The 25,287-nt window shown below is 40.7% G+C and carries 26 protein-coding genes, 1 other RNA gene and 2 pseudogenes; 19 read left to right on the top strand and 10 right to left on the bottom strand.

Going from position 1 to position 25,287, the window contains the following annotated elements; genetic code table 11:
* Positions 1–211: 211 nt before the first annotated feature.
* On the bottom strand, positions 212–1,801 hold the full coding sequence (locus O9290_RS05270) for a glycoside hydrolase family 57 protein (RefSeq protein ID WP_002761821.1): 1,590 nt from the start codon (positions 1,799–1,801) through the stop codon (positions 212–214).
* Between the two features lie 147 nt (positions 1,802–1,948).
* Here O9290_RS05270 and O9290_RS05265 point away from each other — a divergent pair, with 147 nt between their 5' ends.
* Entirely contained in the window at positions 1,949–3,103 is a 1,155-nt protein-coding gene (locus tag O9290_RS05265; protein WP_288056246.1) for a histidine kinase, read from the top strand.
* Here the strand turns inward: O9290_RS05265 and O9290_RS05260 are convergent.
* A complete protein-coding gene (locus tag O9290_RS05260; RefSeq protein ID WP_288056244.1) occupies positions 3,081–3,908 on the bottom strand; it encodes an alpha/beta fold hydrolase in 828 nt (275 codons plus the stop codon). The two genes, O9290_RS05265 and O9290_RS05260, sit on opposite strands and share 23 nt — an antisense overlap.
* A gap of 182 nt (positions 3,909–4,090) precedes the next feature.
* Between O9290_RS05260 and rnpB the strand changes: the two genes are divergently transcribed.
* Positions 4,091–4,559, top strand: an RNA gene (rnpB, locus tag O9290_RS05255) — RNase P RNA component class A.
* A 97-nt stretch (positions 4,560–4,656) separates the two neighbouring features.
* Here the strand turns inward: rnpB and O9290_RS05250 are convergent.
* From O9290_RS05250 to O9290_RS05235, 4 genes are all read right to left on the bottom strand, one after another.
* Positions 4,657–5,436 (bottom strand): ABC transporter ATP-binding protein, encoded by a 780-nt coding sequence (locus tag O9290_RS05250; RefSeq protein WP_002763710.1) that lies wholly within the window; start codon positions 5,434–5,436, stop codon positions 4,657–4,659.
* A 27-nt stretch (positions 5,437–5,463) separates the two neighbouring features.
* Positions 5,464–6,096, bottom strand: a complete 633-nt coding sequence (locus O9290_RS05245) for a 2OG-Fe(II) oxygenase (RefSeq protein ID WP_012266408.1) — start codon at positions 6,094–6,096, stop codon at positions 5,464–5,466.
* A 97-nt stretch (positions 6,097–6,193) separates the two neighbouring features.
* Positions 6,194–6,970 carry a DUF3226 domain-containing protein gene (locus O9290_RS05240; RefSeq protein WP_147071999.1) on the bottom strand — a complete coding sequence of 259 codons (777 nt, stop codon included), beginning with the start codon at positions 6,968–6,970 and terminating at the stop codon, positions 6,194–6,196.
* Between the two features lie 2 nt (positions 6,971–6,972).
* Positions 6,973–8,091 (bottom strand): AAA family ATPase, encoded by a 1,119-nt coding sequence (locus tag O9290_RS05235; RefSeq protein WP_288058458.1) that lies wholly within the window; start codon positions 8,089–8,091, stop codon positions 6,973–6,975.
* Between the two features lie 204 nt (positions 8,092–8,295).
* Here O9290_RS05235 and pheT point away from each other — a divergent pair, with 204 nt between their 5' ends.
* Positions 8,296–10,731, top strand: a complete 2,436-nt coding sequence (pheT, locus tag O9290_RS05230; protein WP_288058460.1) for a phenylalanine--tRNA ligase subunit beta — start codon at positions 8,296–8,298, stop codon at positions 10,729–10,731.
* A gap of 165 nt (positions 10,732–10,896) precedes the next feature.
* Here pheT and O9290_RS05225 read toward each other — a convergent pair whose 3' ends face one another.
* Positions 10,897–12,231, bottom strand: a complete 1,335-nt coding sequence (locus O9290_RS05225) for a helix-turn-helix domain-containing protein (protein WP_288058462.1) — start codon at positions 12,229–12,231, stop codon at positions 10,897–10,899.
* A 246-nt stretch (positions 12,232–12,477) separates the two neighbouring features.
* Between O9290_RS05225 and O9290_RS05220 the strand changes: the two genes are divergently transcribed.
* From O9290_RS05220 to O9290_RS28425, 7 genes and pseudogenes are all read left to right on the top strand, one after another.
* Complete coding sequence (locus tag O9290_RS05220) at positions 12,478–12,663, top strand: hypothetical protein (RefSeq protein ID WP_002737983.1); 186 nt, start codon at positions 12,478–12,480, stop codon at positions 12,661–12,663.
* Positions 12,664–13,326, top strand: a complete 663-nt coding sequence (locus O9290_RS05215) for a GTPase family protein (RefSeq protein ID WP_288058463.1) — start codon at positions 12,664–12,666, stop codon at positions 13,324–13,326.
* A gap of 5 nt (positions 13,327–13,331) precedes the next feature.
* Positions 13,332–14,165, top strand: coding sequence for a GTPase (locus O9290_RS05210; RefSeq protein ID WP_288058465.1), 834 nt, complete (start codon positions 13,332–13,334; stop codon positions 14,163–14,165).
* 240 nt (positions 14,166–14,405) lie between these two features.
* On the top strand, positions 14,406–14,600 hold the full coding sequence (locus O9290_RS05205) for a hypothetical protein (RefSeq protein ID WP_288058467.1): 195 nt from the start codon (positions 14,406–14,408) through the stop codon (positions 14,598–14,600).
* A 21-nt stretch (positions 14,601–14,621) separates the two neighbouring features.
* Entirely contained in the window at positions 14,622–14,816 is a 195-nt protein-coding gene (locus O9290_RS05200; protein ID WP_002790891.1) for a hypothetical protein, read from the top strand.
* Positions 14,817–15,321: 505 nt separating this feature from the next.
* Positions 15,322–15,561, top strand: a complete 240-nt coding sequence (locus O9290_RS05195; RefSeq protein ID WP_288058469.1) for a hypothetical protein — start codon at positions 15,322–15,324, stop codon at positions 15,559–15,561.
* Between the two features lie 158 nt (positions 15,562–15,719).
* Positions 15,720–16,049 (top strand): annotated as a pseudogene (locus O9290_RS28425) (PIN domain-containing protein); the annotation flags it as partial.
* Between the two features lie 70 nt (positions 16,050–16,119).
* Here the strand turns inward: O9290_RS28425 and O9290_RS05190 are convergent.
* Together O9290_RS05190 and O9290_RS05185 are read right to left on the bottom strand one after the other, a co-directional pair.
* A complete protein-coding gene (locus O9290_RS05190; RefSeq protein WP_079210183.1) occupies positions 16,120–16,299 on the bottom strand; it encodes a hypothetical protein in 180 nt (59 codons plus the stop codon).
* Positions 16,280–16,753: a PIN domain-containing protein gene (locus O9290_RS05185; protein WP_079210184.1), complete on the bottom strand. Its 474-nt coding sequence runs from the start codon at positions 16,751–16,753 to the stop codon at positions 16,280–16,282. The genes O9290_RS05190 and O9290_RS05185 overlap by 20 nt, the downstream gene beginning before the upstream one ends.
* 208 nt (positions 16,754–16,961) lie before the next feature.
* Between O9290_RS05185 and O9290_RS05180 the strand changes: the two genes are divergently transcribed.
* The 6 genes and pseudogenes from O9290_RS05180 to O9290_RS05160 all read left to right on the top strand — a co-directional run bounded on the left by O9290_RS05180 (position 16,962) and on the right by O9290_RS05160 (position 19,251).
* Positions 16,962–17,210, top strand: coding sequence for a DUF433 domain-containing protein (locus O9290_RS05180; RefSeq protein WP_002735373.1), 249 nt, complete (start codon positions 16,962–16,964; stop codon positions 17,208–17,210).
* Complete coding sequence (locus O9290_RS05175; RefSeq protein ID WP_288058472.1) at positions 17,194–17,514, top strand: DUF5615 family PIN-like protein; 321 nt, start codon at positions 17,194–17,196, stop codon at positions 17,512–17,514. The genes O9290_RS05180 and O9290_RS05175 overlap by 17 nt, the downstream gene beginning before the upstream one ends.
* A 215-nt stretch (positions 17,515–17,729) precedes the next feature.
* On the top strand, positions 17,730–17,993 hold the full coding sequence (locus O9290_RS05170; RefSeq protein WP_002757300.1) for a type II toxin-antitoxin system HicB family antitoxin: 264 nt from the start codon (positions 17,730–17,732) through the stop codon (positions 17,991–17,993).
* Positions 17,986–18,225, top strand: a pseudogene (locus tag O9290_RS28090) (type II toxin-antitoxin system HicA family toxin). Before O9290_RS05170 ends, O9290_RS28090 begins: the two are co-directional and overlap by 8 nt.
* A gap of 396 nt (positions 18,226–18,621) precedes the next feature.
* Positions 18,622–18,882, top strand: a complete 261-nt coding sequence (locus tag O9290_RS05165) for a hypothetical protein (RefSeq protein ID WP_002757302.1) — start codon at positions 18,622–18,624, stop codon at positions 18,880–18,882.
* 3 nt (positions 18,883–18,885) lie between these two features.
* Positions 18,886–19,251 (top strand): type II toxin-antitoxin system VapC family toxin, encoded by a 366-nt coding sequence (locus tag O9290_RS05160; RefSeq protein ID WP_150975711.1) that lies wholly within the window; start codon positions 18,886–18,888, stop codon positions 19,249–19,251.
* A 294-nt stretch (positions 19,252–19,545) separates the two neighbouring features.
* Here the strand turns inward: O9290_RS05160 and O9290_RS05155 are convergent, their stop codons facing one another.
* Positions 19,546–21,966 carry a phosphoketolase family protein gene (locus O9290_RS05155; RefSeq protein WP_288058475.1) on the bottom strand — a complete coding sequence of 807 codons (2,421 nt, stop codon included), beginning with the start codon at positions 21,964–21,966 and terminating at the stop codon, positions 19,546–19,548.
* A 549-nt stretch (positions 21,967–22,515) separates the two neighbouring features.
* Between O9290_RS05155 and gap the strand changes: the two genes are divergently transcribed.
* From gap to ygfZ, 3 genes are all read left to right on the top strand, one after another.
* Positions 22,516–23,550, top strand: a complete 1,035-nt coding sequence (gap, locus tag O9290_RS05150) for a type I glyceraldehyde-3-phosphate dehydrogenase (RefSeq protein ID WP_002783019.1) — start codon at positions 22,516–22,518, stop codon at positions 23,548–23,550.
* A 288-nt stretch (positions 23,551–23,838) separates the two neighbouring features.
* Positions 23,839–24,207: a hypothetical protein gene (locus O9290_RS05145; protein WP_002743680.1), complete on the top strand. Its 369-nt coding sequence runs from the start codon at positions 23,839–23,841 to the stop codon at positions 24,205–24,207.
* Positions 24,204–25,217, top strand: a complete 1,014-nt coding sequence (ygfZ, locus tag O9290_RS05140; RefSeq protein ID WP_288058476.1) for a CAF17-like 4Fe-4S cluster assembly/insertion protein YgfZ — start codon at positions 24,204–24,206, stop codon at positions 25,215–25,217. Before O9290_RS05145 ends, ygfZ begins: the two co-directional genes overlap by 4 nt.
* Positions 25,218–25,287: the final 70 nt, after the last annotated feature.

The raw sequence follows: 25,287 nt of genomic DNA, 5'->3' as shown, positions 1-25,287 counted from the left end.
GCCAAGCTTTTCTGGTCGGAACCCCCTAAGCCGAGTTTTCAAGGTGCTGCGCCGTCCACTTGGTTTTCGAGACTGGCCTTTTAATTCTAACGTAAAGCCAACCTAGAACGGCGGGGTTTCAGACCCAAAATTTCCGATGAGTGAATCAGAAAGCAACAAGGTGCGTTACAAACCATAACGCACCAAAATTTTTATTAATCTCTAACAAAGATTACAGGGGTCGATAGACGCGATAATCGATATTGGGGAAAATATTGTCGATTTCCTCGACTTTTTCCAGCCAACCAGCATCAATCTTCTCGGATTTCACATCTTCATAGATTTTATTTAACCGCAGCAGGTGGGAACGAGTGCGCCGGACAGCATAGGGAACCATCGTACCGGTTCGCATAATAAACGCCCAATCAGAAGATTGTGCTAATAATAACTCCCGGGCCGCCTGATTTAAAGCCCGTTCCTGCAATTCATCCTCCGCTTCATGATGACTTAATTCAATCATCCGTTCCGTGCCTTTGTGTAGGTGAGGATAGATCCAAGCGTTAGTTTCATTCAGCCAGTATTCATGGAAACCCTTATAACCCCAACTGGATTGGGAAGGACGACAGACCTGCTGGGTCGGGTTAGCCCGGAGATAATCGGCTAAATGGGTCATTTGGTAGATATTTTGGTCATACCAAGACTTGCGGAACAGAAAATCAATAAACCAGGGTCCTTCATACCACCAGTGACCGAATAACTCGGCATCGTAGGGAGAAACAACCAGGGGAGGACGGCCCATAATTCCCGCTAAACTCTCCACTTGCCGCTCGCGATTATACATAAAATTGCCCGCGTGTTCGGCGGCTTTTTCTTTGGCCCAGTAGGGGTCATAAAGCCCTTTTTCCGATAAACCACCGTCCCGGCTAGTAATTTTGTGGTATTTGATGCCTATATTCTTGCGTTGACCGTTGGGCATGATATAGGGCTTAATATACTCGTATTCCGCTTCCCAGCCCAAATCTTTATAGAATTCCCGATAAACTATATCCCCCGGATAACCGACTTGGGAAGACCAAACCTGTTGGGAAGATTCGTGGTCACGACCGAAAGCGGCCACCCCGGTTTCTGTGAAAATGGGCGCGTAACTGCCGTAACGGGGGCGCGGACGACCGTAGAGAATACCGTGGCCATCGACGAGGAAATAACGAATGCCCGCATCGGCTAACATTCTTTCTACCCCTTCGTAGTACGCACATTCCGGCAACCAAATGCCCTTGGGACGACGACCGAAATTTTCCTCGTAGTGTTGACAGGCCACCTCAATTTGCGCCCACACCGCTTGCGGGTACATTTTCATCAGGGGCATATAACCATGGGTCGCACCACAGGTGATAATTTCTAGGTTATTACTGTCGAGGAATTGTTTAAATGCTTTGACCAGATCTCGATCGTATTTTTCCCAAGTTTGTCGGATACTTTGGAAAGATTCAGCGTAATATTCGGCTAAGTAGCGAATATGGCCATTATGTTGATTATGGTCGATTTCTTTAGCAATTAATTCTTCTAACTTACCTAAGTGTTCTTCATAGCGCTCTTGCAGTAACGGATCCCGCAGCATCGACACCAAAGGCGGAGTCATGCTCATGGTCATTTTAAAATCGATACCGTCCCGCTTGAGACCTTCAAAAACTTGCAGCAGAGGGATGTAGGTTTCTGTGATTGCTTCGTATAACCATTCTTCTTCGAGGACGTAATCGCTTTCGGGATGGCGGACGAAAGGGAGATGAGCGTGGAGAACTAGGGCAACATAGCCAAAAGCCATAGGATTTCTTCTTAGAATTAAGGAATAAAACTTTAAGATTAGGTTGAGTAGATTTTATACTATCTTAAGCTTCTACAATAAAGAATATGATAAAAGTCGATCGACGATCGATCGATCTCGTCAATCCCTAGGTTTACTAATTTTCCGATGCTCCCATCTAACGAGCCACTGACTGCTTTAGGGAGAGAGACGACAACGCCTCTCTCGATTCAACTTTTGCTGTTTGTTGATGACCGTCCCAGTTCTCAAGAAATTATCCGTCAAATTCAGTCCTATCTCCAGTCTTTAAAGTCTGATTACCCAATTGACTTGCAGATCATCGAAATTCGCCAGCAACCTCATTTAGTCGAACATTTTCGCCTTGTAGCTACCCCTGCCTTGGTCAAAATTGCCCCCGGCCCCCGCCATACCCTCGCAGGCAGTAATCTGGTGGAACAGTTTAAAAAATGGTTGGTACGCTGGCAAAAAGCGATTAAAGAGGAGGTCAAAAATCATCACGCTGAGGATGGACAACTTCAAGAGGTGGAACATTCGGGCGAACTCATCCGCATCGCCGATGAGGTTTTTCGTCTTAAACAGGAAAAGGAAGAATTATTAGAACAATTAAAATTTAAAGACCAAATTTTGGCTATGTTAGCCCACGATTTACGCAGTCCTCTCACCGCTGCTTCCATCGCCGTGGAAACCCTCGAATTAGCCTATCATCAACCAGATACGGAGCGCAGTCTGCAATTACGAGAACAACTGCACCAACAGGCCCGCAAACAGTTCCGGATTATGAACCGTTTGATCACGGACATTCTACAAGCTTCTAAGAGCATGGCGGCGCAATTCACTCTCCACCAGAGTAAATTTTATCTGCAAGCTCTTTGTCAGGAAATTTTGTCTCAATTTACCGATATTTTTCAAGAAAAGACTTTAATTCTCCAAAGCGATATCCCCCAAGATCTGCCCCCCGTCTATGCTGATGAGGAGTTAATCCGACAGGTGATTATTAATCTCTTGGAGAATGGGATCAAATATACCCCCCCCGGCGGCGCAATTACCCTTTCTGTCCTCCATCGTACTACTCAAAAAGTACAAGTGAGCATCAGTGATACCGGCCCCGGCATTCCCGAAGAAAAACAAGAGCATATTTTTGAGGGTCATGTGCGTCTCAAACGGGATGAGGGTAAAGAAGGTTATGGCATCGGTTTATCGGTCTGTCGCAAGATTATTCGCGCCCACTACGGTCAAATTTGGGTGGATAGTGTCCCCGAGCACGGCAGTAGTTTTCACTTCACTCTGCCAGTTTATCGCTAAAATGCGCCGCTAACCAAGCATCAATGTCCCCTAAAACTAAGTCGGGGATTTCCCAGGGGAACAGATGGGCCGTGTCTGGGTAACATTTCCACCGAGACAGTTTCAGTTTTTCGGCTGTTTCTTGGCTCGAGGCACTGGTAATATGGCGATCATTTGCCCCCGCCAGAACTAAGCAGGGAATTGTGATTTTGTCAAGAGATTTTAAACAATTGTAACCTTTTTTTAAAGCCCGATTTAAAGCCCGATCGGCAGCTGGGGAAGTGCCTAAGTAGGCGGGAACAGCATCTTGAGCCAGATAAAGATAGGATATCGCTTGATGTTGTGAAAAAAGATACTGAAACAGGGAACGACGGGCAAAAGTATCAATATTCCAACGCCATCCCGGTTTGATCTGATTGAGAATTGCCGCTATCCCCGTCAAAACTAAATCTGTGGTGGTGACGGGGGGATGACTACCCCAAGGCCGCCCGGCCGAGGCCACTAGAATTAAACCGGCAAAGCGATCGGGATGCCGCAATACTAATTCCAGGGCGATTATACCCCCCAAAGACCAACCGAGAATTAAACATTGCTGGATTTTTTGGCGATCGAGCAGCTCGATTAAATCCTCTAGATGTTCTTCTAGCTGAAAATCCCGGCGATAACGACTTTTGCCGTAGCCGCGCAGATCCGGGGCCAGGGTTTGCCAGCGTTGGCAAAAATGATCGGTAAATACAGACATACTACCTGCCGAACCGGGATGACCGTGCAGACAGAGAATCGGATAGCCATTACCTTTGATCTTAACGTTGAGAGCGATCGACATTGATCAGTTATCAGTTATCAGTTATCAGATTTGAGTTTTAAGTGAGCAGTATGTATTAAGCGAGCAGTATTAAATAGCAGTTTCCTGCTGTCTTTTCACTGTTCACTGTTTACTGATCACTGATTATTGACTGGGATATATGAGCGATCGAGTCTCTGGTAAGTCATACTAGAGAATAGGAGAGAGTTGGTCTAGAGGTTGCGGGGTCATTTGATTAATGATTCCGAGGAAAGTCCGAACTCCCGAAAGACCACACTTGCTGGATAACGTCCAGTGCGCGCGAGCGTGAGGATAGTGCCACAGAAAAATACCGCCCCTTTTTTTCAGTGATTAGTAAACAGTAACGAAAGTAAATTCACTGATGACTAATAACTTTCCACTGATAACTGATACCTGATAACTGATTGGGGGTAAGGGTGCAAAGGTGCGGTAAGAGCGCACCAGCAGTATCGAGAGGTACTGGCTCGGTAAACCCCGGTGGGGAGCAAGGTGGAGGGACAAAGGTTGGTCTTTTTCCTGTCCCGTTTTTAGGAACCGCTTGAGGTAATTGGTGACAATTATCCCAGATAGATAACCTCTATTCCAACAAAGGTAAAAGCGATTTTACTGCTGTTGGGAAATACAGAATTCGGCTTATGTCTGACTCTCTCCTTTATCAGTTATCAGGAGGCGGTCGGCGGTCGGCAATAGGCAGCTTTGTTCTCCCCATCACCCCACACCCCACACCCCACTTCCCTCAATTGACTGATCACTGAATTGGTCCGTCGATACTGCCGGTAAAAAATTGCTTGAGTACGGGGATTTCGGAGTGATAAGCCTCTTGAGTCGGTCCAACCCATTGAAATTGACCTTTATAGAGAAAAACGATGCGATCGGTGGTATTTTCGATGGTGCTATGGACGTGGGTGACAATGAGATGGGCCCCACAGGCTTTTTTTACCTTGAGAAGTTCCATAATTACCGTCTGGATGCGGGTAGAAGCGACGGGATCCAGTCCAGCAGTGGGTTCATCGTAAAGGAGAATGTTCGGTCGATCGGCGGCGATCGAGGGATCGCTGATAATTGCTCTGGCTAAACTGACCCGTTTTCGCATCCCTCCGGATATTTCAGAGGGATAGAGGTCGTAGGAACCGGACATTCCCACTAAATCGAGTTTTTCTTCCACTAAATCCCGGATTTCGGCTCGTTTTAGCTTTGAGTTGCGATAGAGAGCAAAACCGACATTTTCCCCGACGGTGAGGGAGTCAAAAAGGGCCGATTGCTGGAAAACTAGACCAACACCGAGGGGATCTTCCCCCTGTTCTACGGTTCTCTGCCGTTTTGTGCCGTAGATGTACACTTCTCCTCGATCGGGGGCCAGTAATCCGGCGACTAAGCGCAAAATCGTCGATTTTCCCGTCCCGGACGGACCGATCACGCCGATCGCTTCCCCTTCGTACACTTTCAGATCGACGTTATTTAAGATTACTTTCTTGCCGAAAGCTTTGGTTACTCCCCTTAATTCGACGATCGGTTCGCGCATCACCATCTAGAATATCTTTACAAAAATCCCCTTTTATTGTAGGGCAACGACCCGATCTTTCTTTTTTTTCTTTTCTGGTTTTATGGTTCGCGATTCTATCTGCATTTCGGGAATCTCTCGCAATTCTTCAGCATCTAACCGATATTGTTCGCAGACAAGACTCAGACGAATACCAGAACAGCTAACGGGATTAACTGAATGGGTGAGATCTCCTTGAAAGAGGATCAGGGTGTTAGCACAAGGACGAATCTGGGCCACGGAACGATTGCCTGTTGCTAGTACCAGTTCCCCCCCTTGAATATCTTTAGGAACCTGCACATAAAGGACGCTAACTAGGAGCGGAGGATCGATAGTTTTACAATAGGAGCGCAGGGAGCGATCGATATGGGGATCGACTCGTGAACCGGTTTGTAGGAGTAAGGGGTTAAGATAAAAAGCGTTGCAGTCAGCTTGTAAACTGCGATCGAGATAGGGTTTAAAATAGGGAAACATTCGTTCGACTTCGCTGATTTGTGTGCGTCGAAAAGCGATAGAAAAGCCTTTGGTTTTAACGAAATCTCGATTTAAATTGTTAACTGTGAAGTGGGGACAAGCGAGAATCTGTCCTTGTAGTTCGCTCAGATAACTGGGAGTAAAAGCGTCGGGATATTGGGAATAGTAAGGCACGGATAGAATCGCAACGGGATGGCAATCTTTAGGATAGCTTGTTTTTAGGGGAGATGGGGATAATTTCGATAGCAGCTATTCAATTATCTTTTTTTTCTCAAAGTCCGATAATTTGCTCAAGGAAATTTTTAATAAGCTTGATGCTCTCTAATTCTAGGATTTTCTCATCTAGCCAGCGATTATCTTGTAGGGAAACTTGTAGGGCTTTACCCGGTCTTAATATACTACTAATACTGGATATAATTGCTTTCTTTTCACCTGCTGGTTTTTTAAAATCTTCGAGATCATTTTTAGTTAACTGATTCCTGTCAATACTTTCTATGTAGGTTTGAGAAAGATTGAGTAAATCAGGATAATTTATCTTAGCACATTCGAGGAGAATATCTTCTAAAGTTCCTTGCTCACGATTGTTAGGAGCGATGAAAATACCACAGCGAGGCGAATGATTGTTAACTTGACCAATTTGAGAAGGTGGTAGCAAATTTGGTAAGTCAATATCCGATAACTTAGTAATTAGTTTATTGAACCTTTCTTGAGGTGTTTCCCTGTAATCAGCATCGGCAAAAATCCCCACACTAAAAAGCTGTGAAGGTTGAATAAACTTGAGACTTTCTTCGATGGTTTGCGCTATGCGTGTATCGCCAATAGCACTATGTAAAGCGATTGATAATTGCTCATTTTGAACAAAAGATGGTACTGGTACTCGTTTGGTTAAATCATCATCTACTGGATAACCTTTCGGGATAAGTTTTTCCCAAAATTGATCCAATGAAGATAAATGAATAACTCGCTTTAAGCCATAAAATTTAAGTAAACCAATTAAGAATTCGACATCCTGGGGACCTTCGACAACAATATAGCAGTATCTCACCATCTCTACCTCACATCTAACCCGCGTTCCCAACGCAATCTATGCAATAAATCGCCCGAAAATCTTTGAGGTTTTTCCCTTGGAGAATTTAACCGAAAAGCTACCACGTCTTCTATGGCCTTTTCTGACTGTAGCATGGCATCAACTGCTTCTAAACTATGGGTAGTTACAAAAAGTTGAATTCTTCTTTGATTACAGGTGTTAATTAACCAAGAAAATACACGACTTAAGGCAGAAATATGAATAGATGTCTCGATTTCATCAATTAGAAGTACCCCATCGGTAATTGTCAACAAACTCAGCACCATAACTAAGGTTCTTTTAAATCCGTCACCAAACACATAGAGAGGAGCAAAACCAAGCTGTTTATGTTCTATATAAAGAGTTGGTCTATTGTTGGGTGAAAGTATTTGTAGGTCGGTGATTTCCTCGTCAAATAACCGAATTAAATCTAGGATGTCATCTTTGTTATTTTCTTCCTTTAGGATGATTTTGGATAGTCTATCTAGAATTGGTTCCGAGGACAAATAAGCAGGAAATATGGTGGCATTCTCCACCAGTATTTTTTGTCGTTTCCTTTGAATAAAACGCTCTTTTTCCCAAAACTGAAATACTTGTTCATTATCTATACTAAGGAAACTGCCTTGCTCTAAAATATGGGCGGTAACACTTAATTCTAACCCATTGATAACCAGATCGGTTTCCGAATCGGTGGAATCATCATTGAACTTTTCTGGGTTGTCTTTTTCGTTGCTCGCACCGTAAATATCGGTGAGATTAGCTGCTAGATTTTTAATCGGTGAATTTCCAGTACACTTGATCGAAATTTGTCCTTGATAGGATGGGTTACTAGCAAGATTATTCTGACGAAAGAAAACCCATTTAATTGCTTCCAAATCCGGTCGCATTAAAGATATTCTGCCTAAGTATAATCGACGTTGGGCCACTTCTAGCCACTGAAAGGGATCGAGGGGATTACAAACAATTGAAACAGCTTCGAGAATGCTAGTTTTGCCAGAATTATTATTACCGACAAAAATGTTCACCTGTCCTAGAGAAGACAGTTCTATTTGTTCAAAACCACGATAACCACTGATTCGTAAACTTTCAAAAAGCCGAGTCATTTTTACTGGCTCCTACAATATTGCCGATAATAACTGAAATAGCTAGGATCAAAGATAAAATTTGCAATTTTTACGATAAAACCCTTGTATCATAACTCATTTGTGGCTCTTTTTTTGAGTAGCAATCATTTTCCTGTCAACCCGGTCGCGGTGACTACCCCCCGTTTACAATAGTTAAGAACCAACGGCAAGCAAGAATTAACGATGCGGATTTCGATCAACTGGTTACGAGAATTAGTCAAAGTCGCCCAATCTCCCCAAGAATTAGCCGAATTATTGACAATTGCGGGAATAGAAGTGGAAGAGATCGAGGATCGCCGAGAATGGGCAAAGGGTGTGGTTATTGGTAAAATTATCGATCGCCAACCCCATCCCAACGCAGATAAACTAAGTGTCTGTCAGGTGGATATCGGTCAGGAAAACCCTAGTACAATTGTCTGTGGTGCGCCCAATGCTAGGGCTGATATTCTAGTTCCTGTGGCTACTTTGGGAACTTATTTAGCCAAAATCAATTTAACGATTAAACCGGCTAAATTGCGCGGGGTAAAATCGGAAGGGATGATCTGTTCCCTCGCGGAATTAGGATTAACTAAGGATTCTGAAGGAATCCACATTTTTAGCCAGGAAAATCTCCCTTTAGGTACAGATGTTCGTCCCCTTTTAGGACTCGATGAGGTGATTTTAGATATTTCTCCCACCGCTAACCGTGCCGATGCTTTGAGTATGATCGGAGTTGCGCGAGAAGTAGCGGCTTTGACAGGAGGAGAATTAAGCCTACCAAAAGTGAAATTAGGTGAATTTTCCCCTAAAAAAGATTTATCTCTGGAAATATCAGAAAATAAAGCCTGTCCTGCTTATATTGGTACGGTGATCGAGGGGGTAAAAATTGGCCCATCTCCGCTATGGTTGCAACAGCGTTTACAGGCTGCCGGATTGCGATCGATCAATAATGTGGTCGATATTACTAATTATGTACTTTTGGAGTGGGGACAACCCTTACACGCTTTCGATCGCGATCGTTTACAAAGTTTTGCCGGAGGTAAATCCGTTACTATTGGGGTCCGTTTTGCCGAGGAAGGGGAAAAAATTATTACTCTTGATGGTCAGGAAAGAAGCTTAAAAGAGCTTAATTTATTAATTACTGCCAATAATAAGCCTGTAGCTCTAGCGGGGGTGATGGGAGGTCAAGATACAGAAGTTAACGAGGAAACCGTTAATCTTGTGCTAGAGTCGGCTTTATTCGATCCGATCGCTATCCGTCGTTCCTCAAAAGCGCAGGGTTTACGCAGCGAATCTTCCGGACGCTATGAACGCGGTGTTAATCCCGCCGCTTTAGAATATGCTTGTCAAAGGGCGATCGATTTAATTCTAGAGTTAGCTGGGGGAACTGTCAGCAGTCAGGTTAAAGCTGATTATCGTGCCGATCAGTCCAGTCGTTTGATCGAATTGCGTTTAGAACGTTTGCAGCAGCTACTGGGTCAAGTTACCCTAGATAATGGTGCGATCAGTGAAATTCTCGCCGAAGATGTGGAGCGGATTTTAGGCAATTTAGGCTGTGAATTGCAGTTAACCTCGAAAAATCCTGTTCTGTGGACTGTGACAGTGCCAGACTACCGTTATCGGGATTTAGAACGAGAAATTGACTTAATTGAAGAAGTGGCGCGACTGTACGGATATGATCGCTTTGTCGATACTTTGCCAGCAAAAACCGCAGCCGGAGGATTATCCTTTGAGGAAACTATACAGCGTCGGGTGCGGGAAGCTTTTCGAGCAGTGGGTTTGACGGAATTAGTCCAGTATTCCCTAGTTAAACCGGAATTAGCGGAAGTTGTCCTCGCTAATCCCCTTTTTGTCGAGTATTCTGCTTTGCGGACTAATCTCCTCGACGGTTTAATCGAAGCGTTTGAGTATAATCAGTCTCAGGGTAACGGTTCCTTAAATGGCTTCGAGATCGGGCGAGTTTTCCGCTTAGAATCGGATAATATCAACGAATACGATGCGATTGCCGGTATTTTCGGCGGTGATTTCTTCTCGGCCGGACGTTGGCTGCGATCGGGTAAAGAGGTGGCCATGACTTGGTATGAAGCAAAAGGCATTTTAGAAGCAGTATTCGATCGCCTTTCGCTGACAGTAAGCTACGAAAAAGATGCCGAAGATGCGCGGTTTCATCCCGGACGAACAGCATCTTTATGGATTGGTAAACAACGACTAGGAATTTTTGGTCAACTACACCCGCAATTGCGTCAGCAAAAGGGATTAATTGAGGCAGTTTATGCCTTTGAAATCCAGTTCCCGATCCTGTTAGCAACTCTTAGCGATAGTGCCAAAATTACCCCGCGTTTACAGGTCTATTCTACCTATCCGGGGGCAGCGCGAGATATCGCCTTCTTTGTTTCCACAGATATACCCGTAGATAGATTGACAAAAACTATCAAAAATGCTGGGGGAACTCTTTTAGAAAAAGTCGAATTATTTGATCGCTATCAGGGGCAGAATGTGCCAGAAAATCATTGTAGTTTGGCCTTTAGTTTAGTCTATCGTGCCAGCGATCGAACTTTAACCGATGAAGATGTGGAACCCTTAATGACAAAAGTGCGAGAAGCTTTGGTTAAACAGTTCCAAGTTTCTTTAAGAAGTTAAATTCAGCGATAAATTATCAGTTATCAGACATCGACTTTATATTATCTCAAGAATAATCTCACAGATCGCTATCAATATCGCTGATTGCCTCTAATTGTTACTAATCAGTTTAAGAGGTTGGAAGGGTTCTTTTTCGGACTCGATCTCCTCTAAAAAATATTACAATCAATCGCTTTTGATATACGCTTTAAAAATAGATGATAATTGAAATCGGTTTTGCTCCCTTTGAATTAAATAACGTTGTTGCAAGGATTGTAAACCATTGATTAAATCACTAGCAGATAAATCTAGGTTATTTTTTAACTCCTCTCTAGATAAAGGTTGATCAACTTTACTTAATTCTAAGGCGATTTGTTGAGCAAGGGGAGAACAGCGACCAAAAATTTGTTTTAAATGAGACTGCATTTTTTTAGTAATAACTAAGCTATTTTCTGCCAAGAAATCGTTAACCTTGCCATCAAAAACATCTTTAATCAAAACGGCAATATCAGTTAAATAAAAAGGATTACCTTCGTATAATTGAATTAATTCTAACCATCTTTCCCCATCTTGTAAACCTTTATTTTCAAGAAAATCAATCGCTTCAAATCCTGATAATTCTAAGCATTGAATAGGAGAATTTTCTTGATTAAGATAGTTCATTTCCGCCGATTTTTCTTGACTAATGAGAATAAAATGGCTCTGGTGTTGGATTTCTGCAATCAGTTTTAAAAAATGTTGATAACTACTATATTCAGGTTGATAATTACCCGCCATTTGACCAACAGCAAAAAGATTCTGAAAATCATCTAAGACGATTAAACATTTATGATTGCTTAGAACTTCTAACAATTGCTGGATTTTATTATCGGTGCTTTCCTTCGGTTCTTTTTGGCAAGTATTCAATAAATCATTTAGCCATAAATCTAAAGACTTAGGAAATTTTAAACTTTTCCAAATCACCACTTCAAATTGTTCTAAATTGAGATCAATAAATCGTTTAACTAGGGTGGTTTTTCCTATTCCCCATAATCCCAAAACGGCAATTAAGCGAGTATTTTGCTTAAACACCCAGTTCGAGACTGTTGCGAGTTCATTTTCTCGATCATAAAAGTCAATAATTTGGGGAGCAAGGGTTAGATCATGATATGTCTGAGAATATTGAGAGTTTATCTCTCTATTTTTGTCATCTTTATTGAGTTGATTAAAAATCTGAGAGCAAAAATTAAAATTTTGATTTATTTCAACAATTTGTGATGATTTAATCTTCATTCTTTCTATGGTAGAACGAAAATTAGATTTTCTTATTTCTTCCCCAAAAGCATCCGATAAAAGCTTCCATAATTTAGCACCTTCCTCTCTAATATGAGTCTCACTGCGGTGATATTCGTTACCTATTTCTTGATAACTCTGTCCTTGCCAACTCCCTTCAAAAATAGCCTTCTGGATATTATTTAGCGGCTTTTTATCTCGCTCAATAAGGCGTTCGTCAATCAGTTGTAAGACTTCCGTGATATTCATACAATCGACACAGCAAAAGATTTTTGGGTATTATAGCCCAACTAAATCCCACTTTTTCCAATTTTCAGAAAAATTTACCCGACAAAACTCCCGATAAAATCCGATGTTTAGGGGTTGTCACTTTTTGGAAGCGTTTGGCATGATGGAATCTAGTTAAGCAAAACAGACCTAAAACTAACCATATCTAACTCAGCGACGCTAGTTCTAAGTATTATTGCTTATGTCTCAGTTTAACGTAGGTATTTTATGACGAAGTTCGTTTTAGACAAATATGCGCTCGATTCTAAAAAATCAGAAGCTAAGGCAAAAATCGTCGGTTCATTGGGTTCAAATGCCTCAATTTCAGGGGATCAGATAGAAGTCCCCAGTTATGACGCAACCAAAGTGGTTCAGATTTTAAGTCAAGTTGGTATCAAGTATTCGGGGGGTTAAATGACAGAAATAACTACCCTCTCACAAAGCTCAGAAACTCTGGGCGGTGAAGAGATGACTATTCTGTTCTTTGGGAAATGCGGTGTTGGGAAAAGTAGCACTCTCAATAAGCTGTTTAATTTAAACTGGGCCACAGATGATGCTGTTGCCTGTACCAAAGAACCCCAATGGACTTATCTCGATTTATCTCATCCTGACTATAGCGGCCTATCCTACAAACAAATAAGGGTAGTTGATATGCCCGGAATTGGGGAGAGCTTGTCAGCGGATGAAACCTATCTTCCTTTCTACAAAGAATGGATCCCTAAAACTGATTCCTTGGTTTGGGTTACACAGGCAGATACCAGAGCCTACAAGCGAGATCAAATTTTTTTATTGAAGTTATCTCCGCTCTTCAGACGATCTTTGTCTTTGACTATTGCCCTTAATAAAATAGATTATCTAGGAATCGACGAAGGGCAGAAACCTTTTAATACAGATGAAGGTATTCCATCAGAAGATCAACTGAAGCGACTTCCAGAAAAAATTGACGATATTTACAGTATCTTCAGTTCTGTGGTTTCTCAACACCTAACTTTTGAAAGACATCAAATCATTCCCTACACATCTATTCATGAGTGGGGTTTACAAGATTTAAAAACCAAAATTCTTACCAGGAGCTAAAAGCTATGTTTGGACTCAGAAAAAACAAAGCCCCGATTCGTTTAGTCGTCGGACTTAACCAAGTTGATAAAATAGTCGCTAATGGTTGGAATGAGCGCATGAATATGCCCGAGGAAAGGGCGGCAAAGGAAATTGCTAGAAGATGTAATGATTTAACTCAACGTTTAGCAAAATATGCTGATATTTCAACTGATAACATCGAGTATTATTCGGCATTGAAGCGTTATCGCCTTCTTCCGTTATTAACAAAAATTGTTAGCAATGCCTATGCTGGCTTCAAGCTAGATAATGTGCAACCTGCCGATCCTTTTGAATTAGCTGATCCTGAAGTTAAAGCTTTTGCGGATCAACAGCGTCGGGAACGTGAGGCTAAAAAGTCTAGTAGAACATCAACAGATAAAGATCGAATGTTTGAAGAAATGAAGAAGATTCTTTCAGAAGATGATCTAAATCTAGTCCTAGATAAATTTAGACAAGAACGCTCCCTCCCTCCAAAAGTTGCTATTTTTGGTAAAGCGGGAGTTGGTAAAACAACCACAATTAACAGCTTATTTAATGCTAAATGGAAAACAAGCCATACAATAGTTGGTACTACATCTGCTCAAATGAAAGAATTTGAGTTATCTACAGGAGGTACTCTTAGTGTAGTTGATTTACCCGGATATGGTCGCAGTCTAGCAGAAGATCGCGAATATGAAAAAATCTATCAAGATACAATTCCTTCCTGTGATCTAGTTCTTCTAATCGTACAAGCAGATGCAAAAGATTTAGCAGACGATGAAGAAATGATTGTCAAAGTCGCTGAATGGCTCAAAGACGCACCTACACCACAACGTTAGAAGTTAGAAAAGAGTATTTTATGGCGTTAACACCAGAGGAAAAGCAACGAATTATTGATGAACTTGATCGACTTGACCAAGCAGAATCAAGAAAAGTTTTATCTTCACAATCGTCCTTTATAAATTGGCTAAAGGTTATTTTGTATGCCATCTACTTGATTTTGATACAAGACCCCAATTTTCTGAAGAAACTATTTTCTTTTATAGTTATGACCTGTTTATGAATTTAGTGGAGATCAAATGGCACTAACACCAGAAGAAAAACAATGGGTTCTTGAGGCTCTTGGTAATGCAGATGAACAAGAAAAGAAGAAAGCTTTGAAAAGCCATGAATCGTTTGGCAATTGGCTTAGTAGAAATTTATATGAGATTTATCTCAAAATCAAAGATTTTTTACAAAGCTTATGGCAATCAATTCGTGACTTTTTTTCATAAATCTGAATTCATGGAGACACTATGGCACTAAGTGATCGCGAAAAACAAACTGTAATTGACTATTTAGACAGCTTAGATGATGCACTTAAAGCAATCATTTTAGCTTCTCTTGAAGCTTTTGCCGAATGGCTTTCAAACACTCTATACTCAATCTATTTGAAAATTAAGGATGGTCTTCGTAGTCTGTGGCAATCTATTCGTAACTTTTTTTCATAGTGTGTTAACTGACCAAAAACTTTAGCTGACCTTTTAAAGGAGTAAACAAAATGAATCCTTTCCATCACAGTCAGATGAACAAAGAGAGAAATCCTCTATGCCCGAACTGTCGTCAAGAATTAACTGTCCGAGTTACTTGGTTCGGTGGGACAAAGCTTATCTGTCGAGGTAGTGTACTCAGCGAGTATTTTGATGTTAACGGCAATTGTTATGATGTAAACACAAAAGAGCTTAAAAAAGTTTCATATGATTTGATTTAATAAGGAAAGACTAAAAATTTGTTCTCTCAAAGAAGCGGAAAAGAAAGCTCGCAACCGTGTTAATGCGTGGACATCGGCCGCTGTAGCCGTAGTGCGATCGCTTTTTGATCGGGTGCATTATACTTTGTTAATGCGCCTTATTTGTTGTCTATAATTTAAAAGATTGAGATAAGGGCAGTTTGTTGGGTTGATTTTGCGTTAAAATTAAGTTAGATATGTCTTAATTGATGAAACTTAGCAAGACAATGAATACTTCGATTACTTTTCAAGAAATTGCCGCCGAAATACAATTATTTGATAATATTGAACAAAAAGAACAATTTATTTTTGTGGTGGGTGCTTTAGTTTCTCGCATCATCAGTCTTCATAAAGCCGCAGAAATCATGGAAATAGATACAGAAATGTTCTTGAAAATTTTAGAATTAATGAGAATCGATTTTTCTTATCTTACTACAGAAGACATAGATAGAGAAAAAAAATGGTAATCTCTATGAAAATTGTTTTCAATTCTTCCCCTTTAATCTTTTTGTCTCAGTTAGGATTTTTAGAAAAATTCCTATATTCTAATGATAATTTTTATTTGCCTGCAACCGTACAACAAGAAATTAATGCCAAACAAGATTAATCTTCAGAGACTCTTAATAAGCTGATCAATCAACAGAAATTAATTATCCTAAATATTAAATTAATCTCTCTAGCAAATAGTTTAAATGAACGTTTAGGGAAAGGTGAATCTGATGCCATTACTTTAGGAATAGAATTACAAACTGATTATATCATCCTTGATGACTTTGCAGCAAGAAAAGAAGCACTACACTTAGGCTTAAATGTTAAAGGAACTTTAGCGATTATTCGTAAACTTCTCAAAGAAGGAAAGATAGAAATTGAAAATTTGGAGATTTTTTATCAAAGACTTAGAGAAATTAACTTTAGAGTCAAGCGTGAGATATTTGAGAGCATTTTTGGAGACTGAGTGTGATACTGAAAGCACTGCGTAGCAGCACGCTTATTTTGTCGGGTGCATTAACAGAGTATAATGCGCCTTATTTCTTGTTATTGATAGATTCCCACCATAACCTTAAATCACTTTCATTAATCTTTTTTTGAAGATATTCAATCTGATCTGAATAGCTGAGATTTTTCATGTCTTCAGCAATTTTTTCTTGACTGGTTTGTTTAAAAGCTAAACAGTCAAAACTTTTTTTAATTGTCGTTGGCTTCATCAATTGTTACCTCTAAAGGAGAAATAATAGTCAAAATCCCGTAGCCATTGAGTAAATTAATTTGATTATAGCCTTTCATTTTATCTAGGCGCACAATATGTTTAAAATTCCATGATATGATTGCAGCCGCTCTAGCTATTGTAGCAGCCGCTACATGAGTAGCATCATTAATAGACTTTGATGTAACAACTCCTTCATTGATATAAGCATCCCTTAACTGTAAAACTTCAGCTGTTATCTTAACTACTTCAATAACTCTCTGCGGAATCGATAATAAAATATCTTTAACCGATTGGGAGGCATTAATTAATTCGCTAACAATGATATCACTCATTAACAAAATAAACTTTTCTTGCTTAATGGCTTCCATCAATTGATTGGACTCTAAGGAAAATTCATCATCTAAACAGCCTGCAATGACTGATGTATCGATATAAACTCTAAGTTTTTTCATAAATGATAGAAAAAGTTTTCTGATCTTAGTTTAACATCAAAAGTGCGATCGCCGCTCTTTTAGAGTGGATTAAGGTAGTGTAATGCAGCTTATTGATAATAGAATTTTTGAAACCTAAAAGTCGAGGGTTTTGGTTTTAAGATTTATCAAGCTTAAAGTACAATTAACATTAAGCTATAATAATCATTAGTCAACAACAGTTATTACTATGTCTTTTGCAGCTAAATATCGAGATCGGATTGTGATTAACCCAGACATTCGCAGTGGCAAACCTTGCATTGTCAATACTCGTATTGCAGTAGCAGATATTTTTGATTATCTAGGAGGAGGGATGACTATTGAAGAAATATTAGATGATTTCCCCGATCTTACCTTAGAAGATATACAAGCCTGTTTTGCATTTGCCGCCGAGCGGGATCGTCGTTTAATGGTTATTCCCTATGAAACTGCTATTTGACGAAAACTTATCACCTAAACTACCTCTGTTACTGGTATCACATTTTCCCGATAGCGCTCATGTTAGAGATTGTAGCCTAAAAGGGTTTCCCGATCAAAGGATTTGGCAATATGCGCCTATCAATGGATTGATAATTGTCTCGAAAGATTCTGATTTTTATCAACGGAGTTTGTTGTATGGCCAACCTCCAAAGTTCATCTGGCTGAGGATTGGAAATTGTACCACTCATCATCTAATCAGTCTTATTTTAAAACATAAACAAGCTATTAAGAGATTTAGCGAAATTCTACCGAGTCCGTTTTAGTAATTGCATAATCATATATTATCCTAAGCGATCGCTTTTCTGAGCGGGTGCATTAACAAAGTATAATGCACTTTATTTATTGTCTATTGATGAAATGACCCAAAGACGTTAATTTAAAAGATTGAGTTCAGGGGAGTTTGTTGGGTTGGTCTTGTGTTAAAATTAAGCTGGAGTAAATTCTAATCCCCGATTAAAATTTAAACAGAACAATCACCATGAACTTTTATACCGTTATTCTGAGAAAAAGTGCAGATTATTGGGTTTCATTATGTCTTGAAAATGGATTAGTTGGACAAGGAGAAACTCAGGAAAAAGCTATGGAGAAACTAAAAGAAGCGATTGAATCTTTTTGGGAGATTTATCATGATCAAGCCAATATATATACCAGTCCTATTCCTATAGACGAACTTCATGAATTTTTAACTGTGGGAGATTCTGAAACTCCCGAAACTTACGAACTCAGAAAAGTTTATGCCTAAAAATATTCCTTCTCTTAAACCCAAAGCACTAATCAAAATTCTTGAAAAAGGAGGCTGTCAATTTTATCGATAAGGAAAAGGTGATCATCGTTTATATTGTAGAGTATTGTATAATCAACGTCGAATCGTTCCTATCGATATAGGTGCAAAAGAAATGTCCCCTGCTTATGTTTTACGAATTTTTAGACAATTTGGTTTTACAGATGAAGAAATAGAACATTTATTAAAATAGATGATTGAATACGTTTTTTTCAAACGAAGAAATTATCTATTCTAGTACGCTTTATCTTAATTTTATTTCCAAAAGCTAAAATAAAGTGATAGCTACCTTTTTAAGGTACATTAACGCGATAGTAAAACCCTCGATTGCTTGTTATAAATTGATTTAATGATTAATTTTCACCCAGTCATCGTCGATAAATTAGCCTGCCTTAAAAACAGGTAAAGTGACTATCACCATTTTGCGTAATTTTTCGCTCTGGTAATGAACTTTTGATTATGAAATGATCCAAAGACGTTAATTTAAAAGATTGAGTTCAGGGGAGTTTGTTGGGTTGGTCTTGTGTTAAAATTGGGTTAGGGCTAGTCTGAATCATTTATCCTGTATCATTTAACGGCGGAGAAAACTATGGTAAAAACCTTTAAAGCAATTTTGAAAAATAATACCCTTCAATGGCTTGATGAAACCCCTGAAATCAACTCCGAATATCCTGTTAATGTTTATATTACCTTACTAGAAGAAAATATTATTGGTGAAAATCGATCTAACGGTCAAAAAATGGCCAATGCTTTGAAAAAAATTGCTAATAATAATACTTTTACTGATGTTGATACCCAACAGTGGCAACAACAAAATCGGTGCGATCGCTCTCTTCCTGATCGGGATTAAATCATGTTATTAGATAGTAATATTATTATCTATGCCGCTCAATTGGAAAATGAGTTTCTCCGGGAGTTTATTGCAGAAAATTCTCCTTATGTATCTGCTTTATCCTATCTGGAAGTTTTAGGCTACCATCGGTTAACTCATCAGGATAAAGTCTATTTTGAAGAATTTTTTAATGCTTCTCAAATTTTACCCATCTCTCAACCTGTAATTAACCAAGCAGTAACTTTAAAACAAATCAGAAAGATGTCCTTAGGAGATGCCATTATTGCGGGAACAGCTTTCGTTTATAATTTAACAATTGTAACTCGCAATATTGATGATTTTAATTGGATCAGTAAATTAAATCTAATTAACCCTTTTCAACGGTAAAAACCTTAGGGCAAGCGCATCTTAACAATCCTTGACAAAGTAAACTTTTGATTATGAAATGATCCAAATTTGAGGAGAATTTGCCATCTTAATTGTTAAGATTTCGTAACTATTCTGATTGACTGGTATCACCTGAAATACCCATGCGGATCACAAAATTGACCAATTGTCAATAGCTTTTGAGATACTCTCACCCTGTAGAAAATAAAGAATATTTTATTTAGGTGGAATAGGAAGATGAAATTTATCGATAAACTAATAAATTATCATCACCTAAACCACTTTCTAGCCTAATTAATAGGGCCATTTCCAGTTAGTAATCTCGTCCTTATCGATGCCATTGGTAAAAGCATAATCGAGATTATCGATAATAGCATTTTTCATCCGTTCTTTCACATGACCAGCAGCAGAACCTAATTTCGGCACGCGATCAATCACATCTATTACTAAATGAAAACGATCAACTTGGTTACGAATCGCTAATTCTAGGGGAGTATTAATATTCCCTTCTTCTTTGTAACCGCGCACATGAATACGTTCCTGATTACTGCGACGGTAGGTAAGTTTATGAATCAGCCAAGGATAACCGTGAAAATTAAAGATAATTGGCTTATCAGGGGTAAATAAACTATCAAAATCCCGTTCCGATAAACCATGAGGATGTTCACTTTCCGACTGTAATTTAAACAGATCAACCACATTGATAAAGCGAACTTTTAAGTAAGGGAATTCCTCCCGCAGAATTGCCGTTGCTGCTAAAGATTCTTTAGTGATAATATCCCCACAGCAAGCCATAATTACATCTGGTTCATCGGGATTAGTTCCATCATCATCGTTACTTGCCCAATCCCAAATGCCGATACCTTTGGTGCAGTGTTTAATTGCTTCTTCAATGGTCAAGTATTGCAGGTGTTTCTGTTTATCAGCAACGATAATATTAGTGTAATCCTTGCTCTTGAGACAGTGATTAGCCACACTTAATAAACAATTCCCATCGGGGGGAAGATAAACCCGCACCACGTCGGCACTTTTATTGGTTACTAAATCGATAAAACCGGGGTCTTGGTGACTAAAACCATTGTGATCCTGCCGCCAAACTACCGAGGATAATAACAGATTCCAAGAGGAAACAGAAGCACGCCAAGGCACATGATTTTTGCAGATATCGAGCCATTTAGCGTGTTGGTTGAACATGGAATCAATAACATGGGCAAAAGCCTCGTAGGAGTGAAATAAACCGTGACGACCGGATAATAAATAACCCTCTAACCAACCGACTAAAGTATGTTCACTCAGCATCTCCATCACCCGACCATCGGGAGATAATTGGCTACCATCTAAATCCTCTGGATAGGTATCAGCTAACCAAGCTTTTTTAGTCACTTCATAGAGAGCCGCTAAACGATTAGAAGCAGTTTCATCGGGACCAAAAACGCGAAAATTAGTCATATTATTTCGCATTACATCCCGCAAAAATACCCCCATCACTCCCGTGTTTTCTGCTTCCACTTGGCCCGGGTGGGTGACATCTACGGCATACTGACGAAAATCGGGCATTTTTAGGTCTTTCCGCAGCAATCCGCCGTTAGCGTGCGGATTAGCACTCATGCGACGATGACCCCTAGGAGCGAGTTCTTTAAATTCTGGCTTAAATTTACCCGTGGTATAGTCAAATAATTCCTCCGGGTTATAGCTTTTCATCCACTCCTCTAATTTTCTCAAGTGTTCGGGGTTTTCCTGCATGGCCCCCATGGGGACTTGGTGAGCGCGCCAGAATCCTTCCACTTTATGACCATCAACGTTTTTCGGACCTGTCCAACCCTTGGGAGACCGGAGGATAATCATCGGCCAGGGGTAACGTTTAGCAATACCCGTGCTGCGAGCTTCCTGTTGATAGGAGCGAATCTGATTGATACAGTGTTCTAGGGTAGCGGCCATTTTTTGATGGCAGTGCATGAGGTCTTCATCTTCCTTACATTCGACGATGTAGGGAGTGTAACCGTAACCAACAAAGAGACTTTCTAACTCGTGCGTCGAAATACGGGAGAGAATGGTGGGATTAGCGATTTTATAACCGTTTAAGTTTAAAATTGGCAGTACCGCACCATCGCGAATCGGGTTAAGGAATTTATTCGAGTGCCATGCGGTAGCAAGGGGACCGGTTTCAGCTTCCCCATCACCCACCACCACGGCCGTAATTAGGTCGGGATTGTCAAAAACAGAACCGTAGGCATGGGAAACACTATAACCCAGTTCGCCGCCCTCATGGATAGAACCGGGGGTTTCGGGGGTGACGTGACTACCGATGTGACCGGGAAAAGAAAATTGTTTAAAGAATTTTTGTAATCCTTCCTCGTCTTCACTTTTATCGGGGTAAATTTCCGAATAGGTTCCTTCTAGATAAACCGGACCGAGTACCCCCGGCGCCCCATGGCCGGGACCGGCCATAAAAATCACATCGAGGTCGTATTTTTTGATTAAACGGTTGAGGTGAACGTAGGTAAAACTTAAGGCCGGACTTGCTCCCCAGTGACCAAGTAAACGATACTTAACGTGTTCGGGTTTAAGATGTTCTTTGAGCAGGGGATTATCGCGCAGATAAATCATACCTACAGCTAAATAGTTACAAGCGCGCCAATAGGCATGGGTTTTGTAGAGTTCGTCTTGAGAAAGGGGATTTTGTTCTGTTAAGGGTCTTTCTGGTGCGGATACCATGAATATTTCTCCAATATCTATGAAGGATGAGATTAAGAGAGTTGATAGACAATTTCTCCATCGAGAGGGTTAACCCTCGGTCAGTTTTCAAACTGTAATCAAGAGTCTAACCTTTCGGAGGGTAAAAAACTATTAAAATAAGCTATATTTTGCCAATCCGGCTAGGGGAATTTATGTCAGTCGGGCGGGGTTTTTAAATGGCTTTTAAAGGCATATTAATATGTTCTTAACTTAGGTATCAATCATTCTCAGAAAGCTTTTAATGATTTTTTAATGTCAACTTTTCCCAAAAGGCTATATAATCAGAATCTCGTTGGTCGGCCAAGGCCTAATCAGGTTTTCTCGATGCCGGTGGCGGGGAAGACTAGGGTAGAAAATTTATTATTTTTTATCTTGGAAGCACTGAAACTTAAAATCTTTCTATACTTCATCTAGCGATCAATAAAAGCTGATTAGCATATATAGTGATTCTCTACAGGCTAATCAATTCTCGGATTGTTTTTTCTTGATCGTGCCTAAGCTTATCGCAGCTGCAAAGGAGTTTTTTTCATGACAAAAGTAAGAGTCGCCATCAACGGATTCGGTCGTATCGGTCGCCTCGTTTTTAGGGCGGGTATCCAAAATCCTGATTTCGAGTTTGTTGGTATAAATGATCTGGTTCCCTCCGATAATATTGCCTATCTGCTCAAATACGACTCCACCCACGGACGTTTTCAGGGTACGGTAGAAGCAAAAGAAGATGGCATCGTCGTGGATGGTAAGTTTATCCCCTGTTACTCCATTAAAGACCCCGCTCAACTGCCCTGGGGTGCAACCGGGGCCGATTATGTGGTCGAGTCCACTGGTTTATTTACCACCGCGGAAGGGGCAGGAAAACACCTAGAAGCCGGGGCCAAACGGGTGGTTATCTCCGCACCCACCAAAGATCCCGACAAAATTCGTACTATTGTACTGGGCGTTAACGACAATGAGTACGATCCCGCTAAAGATCTGATCGTCTCTAACGCTAGTTGTACCACCAATTGTTTAGCCCCGATCACCAAAGTTATTAACGATAACTTCGGACTAGCGGAAGGATTAATGACCACGGTACACTCGATGACCGCCACTCAACCCACCGTGGATGGTCCATCGAAAAAAGATTGGCGCGGTGGTCGCGGCGCTGGTCAAAATATTATCCCCTCCTCCACGGGAGCAGCAAAAGCAGTAACCCTAGTTATTCCTTCCCTAAAAGGCAAATTAACCGGGATGGCCTTCCGTGTGCCAACTCCCAACGTTTCGGCGGTGGATTTAACCTTTAAAACCGAAAAAGCCACCAGTTACGAGGAAATCTGCGCCGCTATGAAAGCCGCCAGCGAAGGACCGATGAAAGGCATCCTCGGTTATACCGATGAGGAAGTGGTATCGAGTGACTTTATCACCGACCCCCATTCCAGTATCTTTGATGCTAAAGCTGGCATTCAACTTAATGCCAATTTCTTTAAGGTCGTCTCTTGGTACGATAACGAGTGGGGTTACTCCTGCCGGATGTTAGACCTGATGAAAATGATGGCAGCTAAGGAAGCAACCCTAGTAACAGCCTAAATCAGTTATCAGTTATCAGTAAACAGTAACCAGTGATCAGTAAACAGTAAACAGTAAACAGTAACCAGTGAAAAAACAGCACTGTTAATGCCATTAGACATCTCCAAGAGTTAAACAAAATAGTTCTAGGGCTGAAATGTATGTCTTTGTCTATTTAATATTGCTCACTTAATAAGTAGGTGGGTGTTAAAAATTGTCAGATCCCCCCTTATCAAGGGGGGCAGGGGGGATCCCCCCACTTAATCCTCAAATCTGATAACTGATAACTGATAACTGATAACTGATAAGATGAATCCAAAATTTAAAGATATTACCGCTTGGGAACAGGCACAATTATTAATGCAACCGGCATTTATTCGGGTGCTGGATAATCTGCGTAAACAGTTAGAAAATTCCCTCTGGAAAGGAACTTATACAGAAATTCAAGATCCCTATCCCAGTTATCTGCTCTGTTTGACTTATCTCGATCGCTCCGTTACTGTAAATATTTGGGAACTTTGTTTTCAAGTCTGTTTTCTCGATTATCCCACCGATGAGGGAGAGAGCGTCACCATCGATACCAGTCTCCTCGACCCCACCGGTGAACTAGATTGGCAGAGTTTGGAAACGAAAACCGAGCGCATTATTAAGCAATTATTCGCTAATTTACCCCAATGAAAGCAGATTTAGACACGATCAAGGCAGAGTATGCCGCTAATTTTCTGAAAGATTACCACAATGATCCCCAAAGTTTAGCATCCCAAACAATTTTAATCGATCGCTCCGATTGGGGTTTATTAGAATTAAAAGGCCAGGACCGACTGCGTTTTCTCCACAATCAAACCAGTAACGCTATCGATCGCCTGAAACCGGGTCAGGGTTGTGAGACAATTTTCCTTAACTCTACCGGTCGTACCCTCGATTTTGTCACAGTTTACGCCGGCGATGATTCCCTCCTCATCCTCGTTTCTCCCCAACGTCGTCAATTTTTACTGGAATTGATCGATCGCTATATTTTCCCCTTCGATAAAGTGGAAATTAGCGACTTAACCGATAATTTTGCCATTTTTACCCTAATCGGTACTGAAAGCGGGCAATACCTGCAAAAAATCGCCATTCCAGAGCAGATTTTAACGGGGGTGCAGCATAGTCATTATCTCCTTTCTGAACCCCCCCTGAGACTGGCCGTCGGTACCGGCTTAGACCTACCCGGATATACTTTAATCGTTGCCGCCGCCGAAGCCGGTCCCCTCTGGGAAAATTTAATTAAAAATGGCGTTACTCCCGCCGATGAGCAGGTGTGGGAATACCTGAGAATCCATCAAGGCCGACCGGCAGTCGATCGAGAATTAACCGAAGACTATAACCCTTTAGAGGCCGGTTTATGGCGAGCGATCGTTTTTGATAAGGGTTGTTATATTGGTCAAGAAACTATCGCCCGTCTCAACACCTATAAAGGCGTAAAACAAAGACTTTGGGGCATAAAACTTAGCCAACCCGTCCCCAGCAATACCCCGATTATTTTAGAAGCGCAAAAAGTCGGTTTACTCACCAGTGTGCTGGAGGATTTTGGCTTGGGTTATGTGAAAACAAAAGCGGGAGGAGAGGGTTTGAAAGTACAAATCGGCGAGGCAACAGGAGAATTAATCCCTTTACCCTTCCTCTCTCACGAATACCCCTTTCAGTGAACAGTAATCAGTAAACAGTAAACAGTAATCAGTGAAAAGATAGCACTGTTAATGCCATTTAACACTCCTT

This window comes from Microcystis sp. LE19-41.2A, assembly GCF_027530405.1.
Classification (GTDB): Bacteria; Cyanobacteriota; Cyanobacteriia; order Cyanobacteriales; family Microcystaceae; genus Microcystis; species Microcystis aeruginosa.
This window is presented reverse-complemented; position numbering and strand designations above follow the sequence as displayed.

What these genes read in the sequence shown, in the direction of transcription:
- O9290_RS05270 (WP_002761821.1), bottom strand. Translation starts at nt 1,801, where the DNA reads ATGGCTTTTGGCTATGTTGCCCTAGTTCTCCACGCTCATCTCCCTTTC.
- O9290_RS05265 (WP_288056246.1), top strand. Translation starts at nt 1,949, where the DNA reads ATGCTCCCATCTAACGAGCCACTGACTGCTTTAGGGAGAGAGACGACA.
- O9290_RS05260 (WP_288056244.1), bottom strand. Translation starts at nt 3,908, where the DNA reads ATGTCGATCGCTCTCAACGTTAAGATCAAAGGTAATGGCTATCCGATT.
- O9290_RS05250 (WP_002763710.1), bottom strand. Translation starts at nt 5,436, where the DNA reads ATGGTGATGCGCGAACCGATCGTCGAATTAAGGGGAGTAACCAAAGCT.
- O9290_RS05240 (WP_147071999.1), bottom strand. Translation starts at nt 6,970, where the DNA reads ATGGTGAGATACTGCTATATTGTTGTCGAAGGTCCCCAGGATGTCGAA.
- O9290_RS05235 (WP_288058458.1), bottom strand. Translation starts at nt 8,091, where the DNA reads ATGACTCGGCTTTTTGAAAGTTTACGAATCAGTGGTTATCGTGGTTTT.
- pheT (WP_288058460.1), top strand. Translation starts at nt 8,296, where the DNA reads ATGCGGATTTCGATCAACTGGTTACGAGAATTAGTCAAAGTCGCCCAA.
- O9290_RS05225 (WP_288058462.1), bottom strand. Translation starts at nt 12,231, where the DNA reads ATGAATATCACGGAAGTCTTACAACTGATTGACGAACGCCTTATTGAG.
- O9290_RS05220 (WP_002737983.1), top strand. Translation starts at nt 12,478, where the DNA reads ATGACGAAGTTCGTTTTAGACAAATATGCGCTCGATTCTAAAAAATCA.
- O9290_RS05215 (WP_288058463.1), top strand. Translation starts at nt 12,664, where the DNA reads ATGACAGAAATAACTACCCTCTCACAAAGCTCAGAAACTCTGGGCGGT.
- O9290_RS05210 (WP_288058465.1), top strand. Translation starts at nt 13,332, where the DNA reads ATGTTTGGACTCAGAAAAAACAAAGCCCCGATTCGTTTAGTCGTCGGA.
- O9290_RS05205 (WP_288058467.1), top strand. Translation starts at nt 14,406, where the DNA reads ATGGCACTAACACCAGAAGAAAAACAATGGGTTCTTGAGGCTCTTGGT.
- O9290_RS05200 (WP_002790891.1), top strand. Translation starts at nt 14,622, where the DNA reads ATGGCACTAAGTGATCGCGAAAAACAAACTGTAATTGACTATTTAGAC.
- O9290_RS05195 (WP_288058469.1), top strand. Translation starts at nt 15,322, where the DNA reads ATGAATACTTCGATTACTTTTCAAGAAATTGCCGCCGAAATACAATTA.
- O9290_RS05190 (WP_079210183.1), bottom strand. Translation starts at nt 16,299, where the DNA reads ATGAAGCCAACGACAATTAAAAAAAGTTTTGACTGTTTAGCTTTTAAA.
- O9290_RS05185 (WP_079210184.1), bottom strand. Translation starts at nt 16,753, where the DNA reads ATGAAAAAACTTAGAGTTTATATCGATACATCAGTCATTGCAGGCTGT.
- O9290_RS05180 (WP_002735373.1), top strand. Translation starts at nt 16,962, where the DNA reads ATGTCTTTTGCAGCTAAATATCGAGATCGGATTGTGATTAACCCAGAC.
- O9290_RS05175 (WP_288058472.1), top strand. Translation starts at nt 17,194, where the DNA reads ATGAAACTGCTATTTGACGAAAACTTATCACCTAAACTACCTCTGTTA.
- O9290_RS05170 (WP_002757300.1), top strand. Translation starts at nt 17,730, where the DNA reads ATGAACTTTTATACCGTTATTCTGAGAAAAAGTGCAGATTATTGGGTT.
- O9290_RS05165 (WP_002757302.1), top strand. Translation starts at nt 18,622, where the DNA reads ATGGTAAAAACCTTTAAAGCAATTTTGAAAAATAATACCCTTCAATGG.
- O9290_RS05160 (WP_150975711.1), top strand. Translation starts at nt 18,886, where the DNA reads ATGTTATTAGATAGTAATATTATTATCTATGCCGCTCAATTGGAAAAT.
- O9290_RS05155 (WP_288058475.1), bottom strand. Translation starts at nt 21,966, where the DNA reads ATGGTATCCGCACCAGAAAGACCCTTAACAGAACAAAATCCCCTTTCT.
- gap (WP_002783019.1), top strand. Translation starts at nt 22,516, where the DNA reads ATGACAAAAGTAAGAGTCGCCATCAACGGATTCGGTCGTATCGGTCGC.
- O9290_RS05145 (WP_002743680.1), top strand. Translation starts at nt 23,839, where the DNA reads ATGAATCCAAAATTTAAAGATATTACCGCTTGGGAACAGGCACAATTA.
- ygfZ (WP_288058476.1), top strand. Translation starts at nt 24,204, where the DNA reads ATGAAAGCAGATTTAGACACGATCAAGGCAGAGTATGCCGCTAATTTT.